Genomic DNA, 15483 nt, shown 5'->3' with positions numbered 1-15483 from the left:
CGACGTCTTCAGCGAGGTCTCTCTTTGGCGCGAACTGCGGTTCGCGCTTTTTTTTTTTGCGGATTTCCGGGGATGTCGCTGTTCGACCCTTCGCGGTCAGCCAGGCATTTATGCGCGGACGGCTCAAACATGTGCCATACCCGCCATTAGGCAATATTTGCACTGCCCTTTCCCGCTCTTCCCACCAACGCTACCGCCGATTTGGTGTTACCCCGCGCGATGTATCGCAACACTTCAGCCAGTCAAGTGCTTGATCGGAGTTCCGATAATCAGCAACCCGAAGAGCGCCTCTAGTTGTCGCTCCAACTGATCCGGTTTAGCGTGCGCCAATGCGGCCATCTCGACGACCTGTCGCATGACTTGGAAGCCGGCAATGACGGCTAGAAACATCGCGGCCCGCTGCGAGGTTTCTTCGCCGGGCAGCAGCTCAGATAACGGTCGGGCAAAGTGCGTTTCAAACTTCCTGCGCAGAATGGCTGTGGCCTGCCCATTGTTGGCCGATCGCAGCATGATGAGAAACCCGTCCATCGACGTGCTGTCCGGTGCCGTCTTCGCCACAAGCGCGGCAGCAACATCGCGGCATAGCGTCGATACGTCAGACGCGTTCGTCATCACTTCCCGCGTGAGGATGCCCGGAGCCGAAAGAACCAGGTCGACTACCTCCTCGAACAGCTGTTCCTTGGACCCGAAATAACGATTCACGAGCATCGCGGTGACTCCCGCGTTCTCAGCGATCTCGCGTACACCGACATCGTAGCCCGATTGCGTAAATGCCTGTCGCGCGGATGCGAGGATCGCCTCGCGGGTAGCCGCGCCTTTTTTGCCCAGCGTCTTCATTAATTAAACACCTGTAGATTTTTTGAGCATGGAAGTATACGATTGTATAAATTTAATGTGATCAGGGAAACACTCATGGATCTGAATCTGAGCGGAAAGCGCGTGCTGGTGACGGGATCGACGGCCGGACTAGGTGAGGCGATTGCCAAGTTGCTGGCTGCGGAGGGTGCAACAGTGGTTGTGCATGGCCGCAGCAGTGATCGTGCAGAGGCGGTCGCGGCAGCGATCACAGTGGCAGGCGGCCATGCCGAAGTCGCGCTGGGCGATCTGGCAACCGATGCAGGCGCCAATGCCGTGGTTGCCAAGGCGACCGAAGGTGGAACCATCGACATACTGGTCAATAACGCTGGCTATTATCACCATCTGAACTGGCGCACTGCCTTACCCGACAAGTGGATGGAGACCTATGAGGTCAACGTCCTGTCCGCCGTGCGCATGATTCAGCGGCTGGTGCCAGCCATGCGCGAGCGCGGGTGGGGCCGCGTGATTCAGATCGGCGGCGGACTCGCCGGTCAGCCGGTCTCGATGCAGCCTGACTACAACGCCTCGCTTGCCGCTAGGCACAACCTAGCTGTTTCGCTGGCGCGCGACCTCAAGGACTCCGGCGTGACCTCGAATGTTGTGGCACCCGGCGTGATTCTCGTGCCGGCCGTCAGGGAACTGCTCGAGAACATCGCTCCGCAGCACGGATGGGGTCAGACGTGGGAGGAGATTGAGCGCGGCTGCGTTCGCGACATGGTGCCCAACGACGTCGGCCGCCTTGGCCGTCCTGAAGAGATCGCGGCGGCGGTTGCTTATCTCGCAAGCCCATATGCCGACTACGTGAGCGGCGCCACGATCCGCGTCGATGGTGGCACGATCCGCTCTGCGTTCTGATCGGACATACAGAGAGTGCGATCATGGCTGGCAATCCGAGAACTCCTGCGAGGCGAAGGAGCGCTAACGGTCGGAAATCCGTCGTTTAAATGTCCGAGGCAGCAACCGGGTGTGTGACGGCAATTGGCCGATCCCCGACAGCCTGCCCCGCGTTCCCCGGAAATCCACGACGAACTTCTTTTTTGCCGTGCGGGACGGGTGCGCCGGTGTAGTGCACTCCTGCCTCGGCCGATCGAACGGCCGTTTGCCGTGATTGGCATATCATCGCGATTTGGCCGCGTCTGCGCTGTCCAGCCGACCGTCTCCACGACCGGGGACCGATATCGCGTCGCGATGGGCAAGTCGTTGCGCAAGCACGCACATGCGCAGGTAGCCGCTCGTTGAGCGGTTGCGTCACGCACTGCCGATCGCCGAGACCCCGATGACCGCCCACTTACCCGAACCCGCTCCTTCCTCCCCGTTACCCGCGAACCTGTTCCGTCACGCACCGTTCCAGCGCTTCTGGGGCACACGCGTGATGTCGTCGCTGGCTTTCCAGATCCTGTCGGTCGCAATCGGCTGGTATGTGTACGCGCTCACGCACAGCGCGTTCGCACTCGGTCTCGTCGGCCTCGCTCAGTTCGTGCCGATGTTCGCGCTGACGCTCGTCGTCGGGCAGGTGGCCGACCGCTACGACCGCCGGCGCATCGCGACGATCTGCCAGGGCGTGGAGGCGCTGGCTGCCGGCGTGTTCCTGCTCGGCGCCGTGCAAGGGTGGCTGGCCGCGCCGGTCGTGTATGCGCTCGCGGCGATCGTCGGCACGGCCCGCGCGTTCGAGTCGCCGTCGGTGTCGTCGCTGCTGCCGGCCGTCGTGCCTCGCACCGACCTGCCGCGCGCGACCGCGCTGTCGACGTCCGCGAACCAGGCCGCGCAGATCCTCGGGCCCGCGTTCGGCGGTCTGCTCTACGGTGTCGGTGCGCCCGCCGCGTTCGGCACAAGCGTCGTGGCATTCGCGATCGCGGCGGTGCTGAGCGGCACGATTCCGTTGCGCAGCGCGCCGCCTGCACGCGAGCCGGTCACGCTGCGTTCGGTGTTTTCGGGGATCGCGTTCATTCGGCGCGAACCGGCGATCCTCGGCGCGCTGTCGCTCGACCTGTTCGCGGTGCTGTTCGGCGGCGCGACCGCGCTGCTGCCGATCTACGCGCGCGACATTCTGCAAGTCGGGCCGTGGGGGCTCGGCGCATTGCGCGCGGCGCCCGCGGTCGGCGCGCTCGCGGGCACGCTGTGGCTTACGCGTTTCCCGTTGAAAGGGCGGCCGGGCCGCGCGATGTTCGGCGGCGTGATCGCGTTCGGCATCGCGACGATCGTGTTCGGGCTGTCGCGGCACTTCGCGCTGTCACTCGTTGCGCTGGCCGCGCTGGGCGCATCGGACGTGGTCAGTGTCGTCGTGCGCCTGTCGCTCGTGCAGCTTCGTACGCCAGACGACATGCTCGGGCGCGTGAGCGCAGTCAATTCGCTGTTCATCGGCACGTCGAACCAGCTCGGTGAATTCGAATCGGGCGTGACGGCCGCATGGTGGGGTGCGCCGACGGCAATCGTCGTCGGCGGTGCTGCGACGATTGCCGTCGCGCTCGCGTGGATGCGGCTGTTTCCGCAGCTCACGAACATGAAGTCGCTCGAGCGCGACGTGTGATGGGCGTCACGCGTCCTGCGTCACACGCACGGCCGTGCCATAGCAGATCACTTCCGTGACGCCCGACCCGATCTCGGTCGAGTCGTAGCGCATTGCGACGACTGCGTTCGCGCCGAGTTTGCGCGCATCGGCGAGCATCTTGTCGAATGCCTGCTGGCGGGCTTTCTCGCACAGCGACGTGTAGAGCGTGATGTTGCCGCCGAAGATCGTCTGCAGCGATGCGCCGAACGAGCCGACGATCGAGCGCGAACGCACGATGATGCCCTGTGCGACGCCGAGCGAGCGAACGGTCGTATGGCCGGGCAGGTCGAATGCGGTCGTGACGCGAGCGGGCGACAGATCGTCGACGGAGCGGGTGGTGTCGGTCATGGGGGGAAGCGTGTAGCGGAGTGGGCGAGTGACGATTCTATCCGGATGAGCACGCGTTCGCGATTCGACGGGAGTCAATCGTGCGGCGGGGGTGACGCACGATGCCGGCGGCGGACCCTTCGTGAAGGACGCGTGTGCGAACCGCGAGCACATGCGTCCTTCGTTTCCGGATCGACGAACGACTTGACCGCCTGCCGTCAGGGCTTCGCGACTACGGAGCCATCCCCGCCAAGATCAACCGCATAGGCCAGCGCCAGCTTGCCGAACTTCAGCGCGTGGTTTGCCTGGCGATCCGAGTTCTCCAGCGTGTCGTTCACGGTATGGATATACGGGCTGTCGTTCTGGTCGGCCTCGAACGGGAACGACGCCGGATAGCCCTGCGCATTCCACGACGCATGATCCGAGCACGCATACCCGCACTGCGACGTGCCGATCGCGAGTTCCGGCAGGTAGGTCTTCGCCAGATTCGTCAGGTAGGTGTTCTGCGACGCGTTCGTGTAATCGGTGATCAGGTAGATATCCTTCGGATCGCCCTTGTAGTTCGTCATGTCGAGCTGCAAAACGCCGACCACGTTCGCATTCTGCGCGCGGAACTGTTTCGCGATCGCCTTCGAGCCGAGCAGGCCGGCTTCTTCTGCCGCGTATCCGACAAACTTGATCGTCCGCTTCGGCCGGTAGTTGTTCGCGAGCAGCACGCGCAGCGCTTCGGTGAGGCTCGCGATGCCCGACGCATCGTCGTCCGCGCCGGGCGAGCGCGTGTTCTCCGTCGTGCGGCCGACGGTCGAATCGAGGTGGCCGCCCAGCACGACGGTGCCCGCGGCCGGATCGCTGCCGCGGATCGTCAGGATCACGGATTTCTGCGGAAAGCCCGTGTGCGCGAACTGTTCGACGGTGATGTCGGCGCGCGAGCCCGCCAGTTGCTTCCACTGCAGCGCGAGCCAGTCCGATGCGGCAACGCCGTGCGACGTCGTGTAGTAGCGGTTCGTGAAGCCGGACAGCGACGTGATCGTGCCGACGATGTTACTGGCCTGCAGTTGCTGGATCCAGGTGCCGATCTGCGGTGCGTTCGACACCTTGTACGCGGGTGCCGCGGCCTGCTTCGCGAGCGCCGGCGGCAATGGCTGCAGCGCGTGGCGCGCTTCGTCGAACGAGTCGTGCACGACATAGCCGGGCCCGTGGCCGCGCGTATGGTGGACGGCATGCGCCAGCTCGCCGAGTCGTGAATCGTCGATCTCGACGACGTGCACGGTTTCGCGGCGCGCGACGCCGTCGGCCGTCTTGCCGGTATCGACCGTCGTGCTGTACTGCGCGGTCGCGCTTGCGTCGATGCGTTGAAGCTGGCGGAACGCCGCATCGCCGAGCGTGATCCATACGGGTGCCGCATGCGCGGCGGCGGTCAACAGCATGCCGCCCAGTGCGGCGCTCAGATGGGTAAGTTTCAGAGTAGGCATGTTCGATCTCGCGAGGGTAACGATGTCGAGGAAGAGGGCGCGCCGCAGGTCGTGCGATGCGCCCCCGCCTGCTGCGGAATTACGATTTCTGCGGCACGGTCACGCCGTACGTGCAGCTCTTGTTGTACGCGTTGCCGATCGCCGTGAGTTGCGCGCTGCTGTAGCCGAGCGCGGCCGCGGCCGTCAGCACGGCCTGAGCGGCGGCCTTCTGGTTGGTCGAGCCGTTGGTCATCGACAGCCCCTTCAGGAACGCCTTGTCCATCGCCTGCGCGCCGATCGCGTCGCGTGCGACGAGGTTGCACGATGCCCAGTACTGGCCGGCCGTGTGGATCTCGGCACCGCGCGCCTGCGCATAGGTGCGCCCGACGTTCCAGTTGGTCACGCGGCCGCCCCAGTACTCGTTGTGGCCGTCCCAGTTGAAGACCCAGTTGTACTGCGCATCCGACGGGCTCCACTGGTTGAAGTCGCGGCTGTACGCGGCGGCGAGATAGTCGCCGGTGCCTTCGGACAGCCCCTCCTGCTGCGACAGGCCGCCGTTGGTCACCCAGTCGTGGATGCCGTGGCCGAGTTCGTGGATCACGACGTCCGCATCTTCCGCATCGTCGACGCCGCCTTGCCCGAAGGTCAGCCGGCCGCTGCTCGACGAGTACGACGAGTTGTCGTCGCCCGATTCGCCGTGCGGATCGTACTGCACGCCGCCCGTGTACTGGTACGGCAACGCCTTGATGCCGAGCGTCTGGTTCACGTAGCGCAGGAACGTGTCGATGTGGTAGTACGCGTTCACAGCCTCGAAATACAGGTTGCCGCGCGTGAACTCGAACGCGGGAGTCGACTGCAGCGGGCACGCGTTGTCGCGCGGCGCATCGAAATCGACGCACGCCGCATACGGGCCCGACAGCGCGTAGCGCGCGCCCAATTGCCCGAGATCCTTCAGCGTCACGCGCACGCGCGCGGCCGTGAGCTGGGTCGAATCGGCGTCGCTGCTGTCCTTGTAGCCGGTGCTGCCGTAGCTGCTTTTCGTCGGCGACAGCGGATCCGGGCGGAACACGAAGCCCGTGCCGTCGGTGGCATAGAACGCCTTGTCCTCGGCGCGCAGCACTTCGCCGCTGCCCGAGTCGATCAGCAGTTCCCAGTCGCCCTTCGGGCCGTCCTGCGGGCGGCCGCGCACCTTCCATGCGGTGTGCGTGCCGGCCTTGTCGACGAACGCGACGAGCTGCGCGTCGAGATTCGTGAAGCCGCTCACGCCGAGATACGCGCGCGCACGGTCGAGTGCCTGCTGCTGGTCGACGGCCTGCGACTTGCGCGACGTCGCGACCACGCCGTTGATCGTGTTGCTCGCAACGTACAGGATGCGGCCGTCCTTCGCGACAGTCACTGCGATGTCGCTGCCGTACACAGGCAGCCCGGCGGCCTGCTGCTGCAGGCGCACGACAGTGAAGTCGGCATCGTTGCGCTCCGACGTGACGACGAGGCTCGCGAGCGCGGCCGCGTCGAGCCCGAGCTGCGTCGCCTGAGTTGCGACGAAGTCGCGTGCGGTTGCAGCGGGCGTCGCGGCGGCCTTCTTCACGCGATACGCGGGGTTGTACAGCGTGACTGCGACGCCGTCCGCGCGGAACTGCCCGGCGGCCGTATCGGCTTTCGCGGCGGGCGGCGCGACGCCGCGCGTCAGGCTTTCGCGCAGGCTCGCTGCCTGCGGATTCGAGACCTTCGTATCGGCCGCGGCGGCGCCGACGATGCCGAAACCGAGCGCAAGGCTCAGGGCGAGCGGCAATGCTTTGCGTGATGTCTGCATACGTGATCCTCATCTCAACGGTTGGACACGCCCGCGCACTCGTGGCGCGCAGGCACGACACGGCCCGCGCGCCGGCTCGATGGAGCCGGTGCGGCGAAGCGGTGTTGGGAGCGTCGACTGACTAAGGAAACCTAAATGTCAGGTCGAGAAGAAACAGGCGGGAGCAGGGGTGAGGAAGCGAACGGCAGGCAGGTTCGGCGACGGCGAAGCGAGCATCGTCATGTCAGACCCCTCGGATCGATACTGATATCGGTTGGATATCGGCCGGCAGCCTTGCGCGGATCGACGTGCGTCGAATCCAGTCTCTCGTCTCGTTAGGCTGCCTATCTAATTGCGAGGTATGTTACAGAATATTTTCGGCGACATTGCAAATTATTTTCGACGATCGCTTCGGTCCGTCGATCGATCGCCGGCATTGTTCAGCGAGCGGCGGGAAACGCCGTCGGAACGCGCAATTCCGCGCAGGATTGTGATTAAAACCCGCGACGATCAGCGCGTCGCGCGCCGGTCGCTGCGCGGGCTCAAGCCGAACCGCGCGCGATACGTGCGCGAGAAATGCGACGGCGATTCGAATCCGCACGCGACGCACACCGATGTGATGCTCATGTCGGTCTGCTGCAGCAGTTCGCGCGCACGATCGAGGCGCAGGTTCAGGTAGAAATGCGTCGGCGTATCGTTCAGCGTCGCGCTGAACAGCCGTTCGAGCTGGCGTCGCGTGATCGATACGTCCTGCGCGAGCGCGTCGGAGCCGAGCGGATTTTCCATGTGCTGCTGCATCGTGCCGATCACCTGGATCAGCTTGCGGTTGTGCACGCCGTAGCGCGCGGCGATCTCGAGCCGCTGGCTGTCCGAGCGCTGCCGGATGCGGCTGACGACGAACTGCTCGGAGATCGCGGCCGCGAGATCGGCGCCGTGCCGGCGCCCGATCAGGTCGAGCATCATGTCGATCGACGCGGTGCCGCCCGCGCACGTGATGCGCCGGTCGTCGATCTCGAACAGCTCCTGCGTGGCGTTCAGGCCCGGATAGCGCTCGCGGAACGCGGCCAGCGCTTCCCAGTGCAGCGTCAGCGGCTGCGACGCGTCGAACAGCCCGGCTTCCGCGAGCACGAAGCTGCCCGTGTCGATGCCGCCGAGCGTCGCGCCGTGCCGGTGCTGGCGGCGCAGCCAGTCGCCGAGCGCGCGCGTGTAACACACGAGCGGATCGAAGCCCGCGACGACGAACACCGTATCGACCTGCGCGATGTCCGCGCACGCGGCTTCGGCGGCGACGGGGATGCCGTTGCTCGCGGCGACCGGCGCACCGTCGGCGCTGATCACGTGCCAGCGGTAAAGCTCGGTGCGGAAGCGGTTCGCGACGCGCAGCGGCTCGACCGCGGACATGAAGCCGAGCGCGGAGAAGCCGGGCAGCAGCAGGAAGTGGAAATCCTCGGGCATCGGGGCAGGGGATGGAATCCGGTGGTCGTCGCACATCGCACGGGATTGCGAACGGACGGGCACACGCCGCGGCCGGCTCGCAGGCGCCGAACAGTCAGTGGGAGATTATCGCGGGTTTTGCTCGTCTTCAGCGCGTTTTGCGGCGCGCCCCGACCGGCGCGCGGTGATCGACGGAAGTTCGCCGGAACGACTTCCCGAATGAAAAAAAACGCCAACCCGGCTGGGCTGGCGTTTCGCTTCGGGTATGACCGGTATCAGAACTGGTTCATCGTGTTGTCCTTACCCGCCGCCTTCAGCGCCGCTTCGCCGCTGAAATATTCCTTGTGGTCGTCGCCGATGTCCGAGCCGGACATGTTCTGGTGCTTCACGCAGGCGATGCCCTGACGGATTTCCTTGCGCTGCACGCCGGCCACATAACCCAGCATGCCCTGGTCGCCGAAGTATTCCTTGGCCAGGTTGTCGGTCGACAGCGCGGCGGTGTGGTACGTCGGCAGCGTGATCAGGTGGTGGAAGATACCGGCTTCGCGCGATGCATCTGCCTGGAACGTGCGGATCTTCTCGTCAGCGAGCGCCGCCAGTTCGGTCTGATCGTATTCCACGCTCATCAGCTGCGCGCGGTCGTATGCCGACACGTCCTTGCCCTCGGCCTTCATCGCGTCATACGCCTGCTGGCGGAAATTCAGCGTCCAGTTGAACGACGGGCTGTTGTTGTACACCAGCTTCGCGTTCGGGATGACCTTGCGAATCTCGCTGACCATGCCGCCGATCTGTGCGATATGCGGTTTTTCGGTTTCGATCCACAGCAGGTCGGCACCGTTCTGCAGTGCGGTGACGCAATCCAGCACGCAGCGTGCTTCGCCCGTGCCGGCGCGGAACTGGAACAGGTTGCTCGGCAGGCGCTTCGGACGCAGCAGCTTGCCGTCGCGCTTGATGACGACGTCACCGTTGCCCAGTTGGTCGGCCGACAGTTCTTCGCAATCGAGGAACGAGTTGTATTGGTCGCCCAGGTCGCCCGGCGTGCTGGTCACGGCGATCTGCTTGGTCAGGCCGGCGCCCAGCGAGTCGGTGCGGGCCACGATGATGCCGTCGTCCACGCCCAGTTCCAGGAACGCGTAGCGGATCGCGCGGATCTTCGCGAGGAAGTCCTCGTGCGGCACGGTGACCTTGCCGTCCTGGTGGCCGCACTGCTTCTCGTCGGACACCTGGTTTTCGATCTGGATGCAGCATGCGCCCGCTTCGATGAACTGCTTGGCCAGCAGGTACGTGGCTTCCGCGTTGCCGAAACCCGCGTCGATGTCGGCGATGATCGGCACGACGTGCGTCACGTGGTTGTCGATTTTTTCCTGGATGGCGGCCTTCGCAGCGCCTTCGGCTGCATCCAGCTCGCGGAACAGGCCGCCCAGCTCACGGGCATCGGCCTGGCGCAGGAACGTGTACAGCTCGCGGATCAGCGCGCTGACGGAGGTTTTTTCATGCATCGACTGGTCCGGCAGCGGGCCGAACTCGGAGCGCAACGCGGCCACCATCCAGCCGGACAGATAAAGGTAGCGGCGTTCGGTGCTGTTGAAGTGCTTCTTGATGGAGATCATCTTCTGCTGGCCGATGAAACCGTGCCAGCAGCCGAGCGACTGCGTGTACTTCGCCGGGTCGGCATCGTAAGCGGCCATGTCTGCGCGCATGATCTTGGCGGTGTACTTCGCGATGTCCAGACCCGTCTTGAACTTGTTCTGGGCACGCATGCGGGCGGCATACTCGGGGCTGATGGCATTCCACGCGCTGCCGTGGTTTTCTTTCAAACCGGCAACTGCCTTGATGTCGTCTTGATACTGGGTCATGTCAATCTCCTGAGAGCAAAGCGCGTTTGAGTAAATGGTTGAGCGTGGGCTCCGTATGTCGAAGCGAACTGCATGACTGAATAGTAGCGCCGCCCGATGCGCTTTGGGTGATGTCTTATATAAGACATAAGACATAATTTTCCCTTGTTTTTCAATGGGATGCGTTGCGATTTTTGCGATGCAAAACAAGTTTTCAAGCGGCGAAAAAGGGATGCCGCGGGAATTCGACGCGAGTTCCGCAATGTGAAACGGCCTTTCGGTTGCTGGAGGAAGGGCAGGCACGATGGTTCGAGCAACGATTGCTCGCGGGATGATCGTGTAGGCGTCTGTTTCTACGAACGGACGGACGGCTTTCCAACGTACGATCAAGCGCGCTGTGGAAGTCGCCGGGCCGACCTGGTCAATTCATCCGGGCAGCTCCAGCTTCGAGCCCGAAGCCGCATCGGCATCCCGCCCCTTCCCAGCGGAATCGAAAGCCTCGCGCCGCATGTAGACAAGCCAGTTTCACCCAAAACACGCGGCAAAACCCCATCCAATAAGCCTCTCCAAAACACTAGTGGTTTCCACTCATAGTCGCAAATAGTCAAGAACAGGTCGCCGCCGGTCTTTTCGCGGCCAATATGGCTCGTTACTTTTACTCCCACGATGCAGGCCGGCGCACACCCCGCGCACCGGCTGCGACGAGTCCCACCGGGAGGAACCGAACCATGAAGTCGACGAAGATCGCCGCGCTTGTCGCGGCCGTGCTGGCGACCGCCGCGTTCACGAACGCGGCGCGTGCCGAAACGGATGCCGCGACCTGCCGCACCGTGCGTTTCGCGGATATCGGCTGGACCGACATCACGTCGACCACGGCGCTCGCGTCGACCGTGTTCGAGGCGCTCGGCTACAAGCCGACCACGACGATCGCGTCGGTGCCGATCTCGTTCGCCGGCCTGAAGAGCAAGCAGCTCGACGTGTCGCTCGGCTACTGGTGGCCCGTGCAGCAGAAGCAGCTCCAGCCGTTCCTCGACAGCAAGTCGATCAACGTCGTCGAAACGCCGAACCTGTCCGGCGCGAAGGCGACGCTCGCGGTGCCGAGCTACGAATACCAGGCCGGCCTGAAGACTTTCGAGGACATCGCGAAGCACCGCGCGGAACTCGACGGCAAGATCTACGGGATCGAGCCGGGCAGCAGCGCGAACGCGACGATCCAGAAGATGATCGACACGAACCAGTACGGGCTCGGCGGCTTCAAGCTGGTCGAATCGAGCGAGGCCGGAATGCTGGTGACGGTCGAGCGTGCGATCCGCGAGAAGAAGTGGGTCGTGTTCCTCGGCTGGGAACCGCATCCGATGAACATCCAGCTCAGTATGAACTACCTGTCCGGCGGCGACGCGTCGTTCGGCCCGAACTACGGCGAAGCGCGCGTGTACACGCTGACGGCGCCCGACTTCATCGCGCGCTGCCCGAACGCGGGCAAGCTCGTCACGAACCTGCGTTTTTCGACGCAGCTCGAGAACCAGCTGATGCAGTCGGTGATGAACAAGACGAAGCCGGCCGACGCCGCGAAGGCCTACCTGAAGAAGAACCCGCAGGTGCTCGATCCGTGGCTCGCAGGCGTCAAGACGTTCGACGGCAAGGACGGCTTGCCGGCGGTCAAGGCGTATCTCGGCCTGTAATGGCCTGCACGTTGCACGACGCGTGCACCAAAAAAATATCAGCAATGCGAAATAACCAGAGTCAAGCGAGGCAAACAGCATGAACCATGAAGTCATCGTGACCTGCGCCGTCACCGGCGCGGGCGATACGGTCGGCAAGCATCCGGCGATTCCGGTCACGCCGAAGGAGATCGCGGCGGCCGCGATCGAAGCCGCGAAGGCCGGCGCCACCGTCGCGCACTGCCACGTGCGCGATCCGCAGACGGGGCGCGGCAGCCGCGACCCGAACCTGTACCGCGAAGTGGTCGACCGCATCCGCTCGGCCGACGTCGACGTGATCATCAACCTGACGGCCGGCATGGGCGGCGATCTCGAGATCGGCCCGGGCGAAGACCCGATGCGTTTCGGCAAGGGCACCGATCTGGTCGGCGGCCTCACGCGTCTCGCGCACGTCGAGGAACTGCTGCCCGAGATCTGCACGCTCGACTGCGGCACGCTGAATTTCGGCGACGGCGACTACATCTACGTATCGACGCCCGCGCAGTTGCGCGCCGGCGCGAAGCGCATCCAGGAGCTCGGCGTGAAGCCGGAGCTGGAGATCTTCGATACGGGCCATCTGTGGTTCGCGAAGCAGTTGCTGAAGGAAGGGCTGCTCGACGATCCGCCGCTGTTCCAGCTTTGCCTCGGCATTCCGTGGGGCGCGCCGGCCGATACGGGCACGATGAAGGCGATGGTCGACAACCTGCCGCCGGGCGCGCACTGGGCCGGCTTCGGGATCGGCCGCATGCAGATGCCGATGGTCGCGCAGGCGATGCTGCTCGGCGGCCACGTGCGCGTCGGCCTCGAAGACAACATCTGGCTCGACCGCGGCGTGCATGCGACCAACGGCACGCTCGTCGAGCGCGCGAGAGAGATCGTCGAACGGCTCGGCGGCCGCGTGCTGACGCCGGCCGAAGGCCGCCGCAAGCTCGGCCTGCCCGCACGAGGCGAGCGCCCGCTCGAACGCCGTGCGATCGCCGAATTCGCTTGAGTTTTTCCTGACCGATACGACACGGCGGCGCGCACAGGCGCGGCCGCCCACCGATTTCCCTTGAATTGAAGGATGCGTTGACATGGCTGTGAAGACCGACATCAAGACGTTCGCCGCCATCGGCACCGGCGTGATCGGCAGCGGGTGGATTTCCCGCGCGCTCGCGCACGGTTTGGACGTGGTCGTATGGGACCCCGCGCCGGGCGCGGAAGAACGGCTGCGTGCGAACGTCGCGAATGCGTGGCCCGCGCTCGAGCGCGTCGGCCTCGCGCCGGGCGCCGATCCCGCGCGGCTGCGTTTCGTGTCGACGATCGAAGCGTGCGTCGCCGATGCCGATTTCATCCAGGAAAGCGCGCCCGAGCGCGAGGCGCTGAAGCTCGAACTGCATGAGCAGATCAGCCGCGCGGCGAAACCCGACGCGATCATCGCGTCGTCGACGTCGGGGCTGCTGCCGACGGATTTCTACGCGCGTGCGACGCATCCGGAGCGCTGCGTGGTCGGCCATCCGTTCAATCCGGTCTACCTGCTGCCGCTCGTCGAGGTGCTCGGCGGCGAGCGCACGTCGCCGGAAGCGGTCGAAGCGGCGATGGAGATCTATCGCAAGCTCGGCATGCGGCCGCTGCACGTGCGCAAGGAAGTGCCGGGCTTCATCGCGGACCGGCTGCTCGAAGCGCTGTGGCGCGAGGCGCTGCACCTCGTCAACGAAGGTGTCGCGACGACCGGCGAGATCGACGACGCGATCCGTTTCGGCGCGGGCATCCGCTGGTCGTTCATGGGCACGTTCCTGACCTACACGCTGGCCGGCGGCGACGCGGGCATGCGACACTTCATGCAGCAGTTCGGCCCTGCGCTCGAATTGCCGTGGACGAAGCTGGTCGCGCCGACGCTCACCGACGCGCTGATCGACAGCGTCGTCGAAGGCACGACCGAACAGCAGGGCACGCGCAGCATCAAGGAGCTCGAACGCTATCGCGACGAGTGCATCACCGAGGTGCTGAAGTCGATCGCCGCGGTGAAGGCGCGGCACGGGATGCGATTCGAGGACTAAAGGACAGGCGATGACGGGCGATACCCCGCTGACGATTTACCGCGACGTGGTGCGGCCCGAATGGGTCGACTACAACGGCCACCTGCGCGATGCGTTCTACCTGCTGATCTTCAGCTTCGCGACCGATGCGCTGCTGGATCGCATCGGCCTCGACGACGCCGCGCGTCGCGAGCGGGGCCGCTCGGTCTACACGCTCGAAGCGCACGTGAACTACCTGCACGAGATCAAGGAGGGCACGCAGGTGCGCGTCGATGCGCGCGTGCTCGCGCACGACGCGAAGCGGCTGCACCTGTATCTCGAACTGTTCGCGGATGGGCATGACGACGCGGTATCGGCGAGCGAGCAGATGCTGCTGCACGTCGATACGCGCGACGGCGCGAAGTCGGCGCCGTTCGACGAAGACGTCGCCGCGCGCGTGGCCGAGCTTCATGCGTTGCAGCGCGATTGCGCGGCGCCTGCGTATGCGGGCCGCGTGATCGGGCTGCCGCCGCGCCGCTAGCGTCGATCTTCAGCCGCGGAGGCATGCGATGCTCGAACCGGAAATCGCTGCGTTCGTCGCAGCCGTCGACGCGTGGTATCCGGCCGACGCGGCGGCGCGCTCGCCCGACGAGCAGCGCCGCCTCTACGACCGCTTCGCGGCCGAGTGGACACCGGCGGCTCTGCCGGCCGGCATCGTGCAGCAGGATGTCGTGTGGCATGTACCCGATGGACGCGCGATCGCACTGCGGCGCTACACGGCCGCGCACGGTACGCCGCGCGGCACGGTGCTGTTTTTTCATGGCGGCGGCTTCGTCGTCGGCTCGCTCGACAGCCATGCGTTGATCACCGCGCAACTGGCGGCCGACACGGGGCTTGACGTGATCGCGGTCGACTACCGGCTGGCGCCTGAACACCGCGCACCGGCCGCGCTTGAAGATTGCCTTGCCGTCACACGCGCCGCACGCGATGCGCGCTGGCCGTTCGGGCCGTGCGTGTATCCGCTGACGCTTGCGGGCGACAGTGCGGGCGGCATGCTCGCGGCGGCCGTTGCGACCGCACTGCGCGATGCGGGCGAAGGCGGCATCGACGGCATCGCGCTCGTCTATCCGATGCTCGGGTTCGAACCGCAATCGCCCGCGCGCGAAACCGAAGCGCACGCGCCGATGCTGACGCTCGACGACGTTCATCGCTATCGCGCGCTGTATTGGGAAGGCGGCCTGTCCGACGCACTGACGGACGGCAACCCGCTGCTGCGTGCGTCGGTGCCGCTCGCGGCAGCGCGTTTCGACGGCTTACCGCCCGTGCTCGCGATCGGCGCCGAGCACGATCCGCTGCGCGACGATGCGCGCGTGTACGTCGAACGGATTCGCGCGGCCGGCGGCGCTGCGCACTACTGGATGGGAGAGGGGCTGGTGCACGGCTGCTGGCGAGCGCTCGGGACGAGCCCGCAGGCGGCGCGGATGCACCGGACGGTCGGCGGGTTTCTGCTCGCACCACACGCGTAGCGGGCGTTTCCGGGA

Annotated in this window: 13 protein-coding genes; 7 read left to right on the top strand and 6 right to left on the bottom strand. The window is 65.3% G+C overall.

Features of this window, described 5'->3' with window-relative positions:
- Positions 1 to 234: 234 nt before the first annotated feature.
- Positions 235 to 837 carry a TetR/AcrR family transcriptional regulator gene (locus tag FPJ27_RS16200; protein WP_204421795.1) on the bottom strand — a complete coding sequence of 201 codons (603 nt, stop codon included), beginning with the start codon at positions 835 to 837 and terminating at the stop codon, positions 235 to 237.
- Positions 838 to 912: 75 nt separating this feature from the next.
- Here FPJ27_RS16200 and FPJ27_RS16195 point away from each other — a divergent pair, with 75 nt between their 5' ends.
- Positions 913 to 1713 carry an SDR family NAD(P)-dependent oxidoreductase gene (locus tag FPJ27_RS16195; protein ID WP_072441944.1) on the top strand — a complete coding sequence of 267 codons (801 nt, stop codon included), beginning with the start codon at positions 913 to 915 and terminating at the stop codon, positions 1711 to 1713.
- Positions 1714 to 2134: 421 nt separating this feature from the next.
- Complete coding sequence (locus FPJ27_RS16190; protein ID WP_204421794.1) at positions 2135 to 3385, top strand: MFS transporter; 1251 nt, start codon at positions 2135 to 2137, stop codon at positions 3383 to 3385.
- 6 nt (positions 3386 to 3391) lie between these two features.
- Here FPJ27_RS16190 and FPJ27_RS16185 read toward each other — a convergent pair whose 3' ends face one another.
- From FPJ27_RS16185 to FPJ27_RS16165, 5 genes are all read right to left on the bottom strand, one after another.
- Positions 3392 to 3754: a YbjQ family protein gene (locus FPJ27_RS16185; protein ID WP_072441940.1), complete on the bottom strand. Its 363-nt coding sequence runs from the start codon at positions 3752 to 3754 to the stop codon at positions 3392 to 3394.
- Positions 3755 to 3951: 197 nt separating this feature from the next.
- Complete coding sequence (locus FPJ27_RS16180) at positions 3952 to 5205, bottom strand: M20/M25/M40 family metallo-hydrolase (protein ID WP_204421793.1); 1254 nt, start codon at positions 5203 to 5205, stop codon at positions 3952 to 3954.
- A gap of 79 nt (positions 5206 to 5284) precedes the next feature.
- Positions 5285 to 6997: a M36 family metallopeptidase gene (locus FPJ27_RS16175; RefSeq protein ID WP_204421792.1), complete on the bottom strand. Its 1713-nt coding sequence runs from the start codon at positions 6995 to 6997 to the stop codon at positions 5285 to 5287.
- Positions 6998 to 7486: 489 nt separating this feature from the next.
- The gene (locus tag FPJ27_RS16170; RefSeq protein ID WP_072441933.1) at positions 7487 to 8431 is read right to left on the bottom strand and encodes a GlxA family transcriptional regulator; all 945 of its coding nucleotides are present in this window, start codon (positions 8429 to 8431) and stop codon (positions 7487 to 7489) included.
- Positions 8432 to 8685: 254 nt separating this feature from the next.
- Entirely contained in the window at positions 8686 to 10266 is a 1581-nt protein-coding gene (locus FPJ27_RS16165) for an isocitrate lyase (RefSeq protein WP_072441931.1), read from the bottom strand.
- Positions 10267 to 10973: 707 nt separating this feature from the next.
- Between FPJ27_RS16165 and FPJ27_RS16160 the strand changes: the two genes are divergently transcribed.
- From FPJ27_RS16160 to FPJ27_RS16140, 5 genes are all read left to right on the top strand, one after another.
- On the top strand, positions 10974 to 11927 hold the full coding sequence (locus FPJ27_RS16160) for a choline ABC transporter substrate-binding protein (RefSeq protein WP_072441929.1): 954 nt from the start codon (positions 10974 to 10976) through the stop codon (positions 11925 to 11927).
- 79 nt (positions 11928 to 12006) lie between these two features.
- Positions 12007 to 12936 carry a 3-keto-5-aminohexanoate cleavage protein gene (locus FPJ27_RS16155; RefSeq protein WP_174417569.1) on the top strand — a complete coding sequence of 310 codons (930 nt, stop codon included), beginning with the start codon at positions 12007 to 12009 and terminating at the stop codon, positions 12934 to 12936.
- An 82-nt stretch (positions 12937 to 13018) separates the two neighbouring features.
- Positions 13019 to 13984, top strand: a complete 966-nt coding sequence (locus FPJ27_RS16150; protein ID WP_072441925.1) for an L-carnitine dehydrogenase — start codon at positions 13019 to 13021, stop codon at positions 13982 to 13984.
- A gap of 10 nt (positions 13985 to 13994) precedes the next feature.
- Positions 13995 to 14483: a thioesterase family protein gene (locus tag FPJ27_RS16145; protein ID WP_072441924.1), complete on the top strand. Its 489-nt coding sequence runs from the start codon at positions 13995 to 13997 to the stop codon at positions 14481 to 14483.
- A gap of 28 nt (positions 14484 to 14511) precedes the next feature.
- The gene (locus FPJ27_RS16140) at positions 14512 to 15468 is read left to right on the top strand and encodes an alpha/beta hydrolase (RefSeq protein ID WP_204421791.1); all 957 of its coding nucleotides are present in this window, start codon (positions 14512 to 14514) and stop codon (positions 15466 to 15468) included.
- The last annotated feature ends 15 nt before the right edge of the window (positions 15469 to 15483 follow it).

It is taken from the genome of Burkholderia sp. MS455, from assembly GCF_016899445.1.
GTDB lineage: Bacteria > Pseudomonadota > Gammaproteobacteria > Burkholderiales > Burkholderiaceae > Burkholderia > Burkholderia pyrrocinia_C.
Note: the sequence above shows the minus strand (reverse complement) of the source record. Positions and strands in the feature narration are given on the sequence as shown.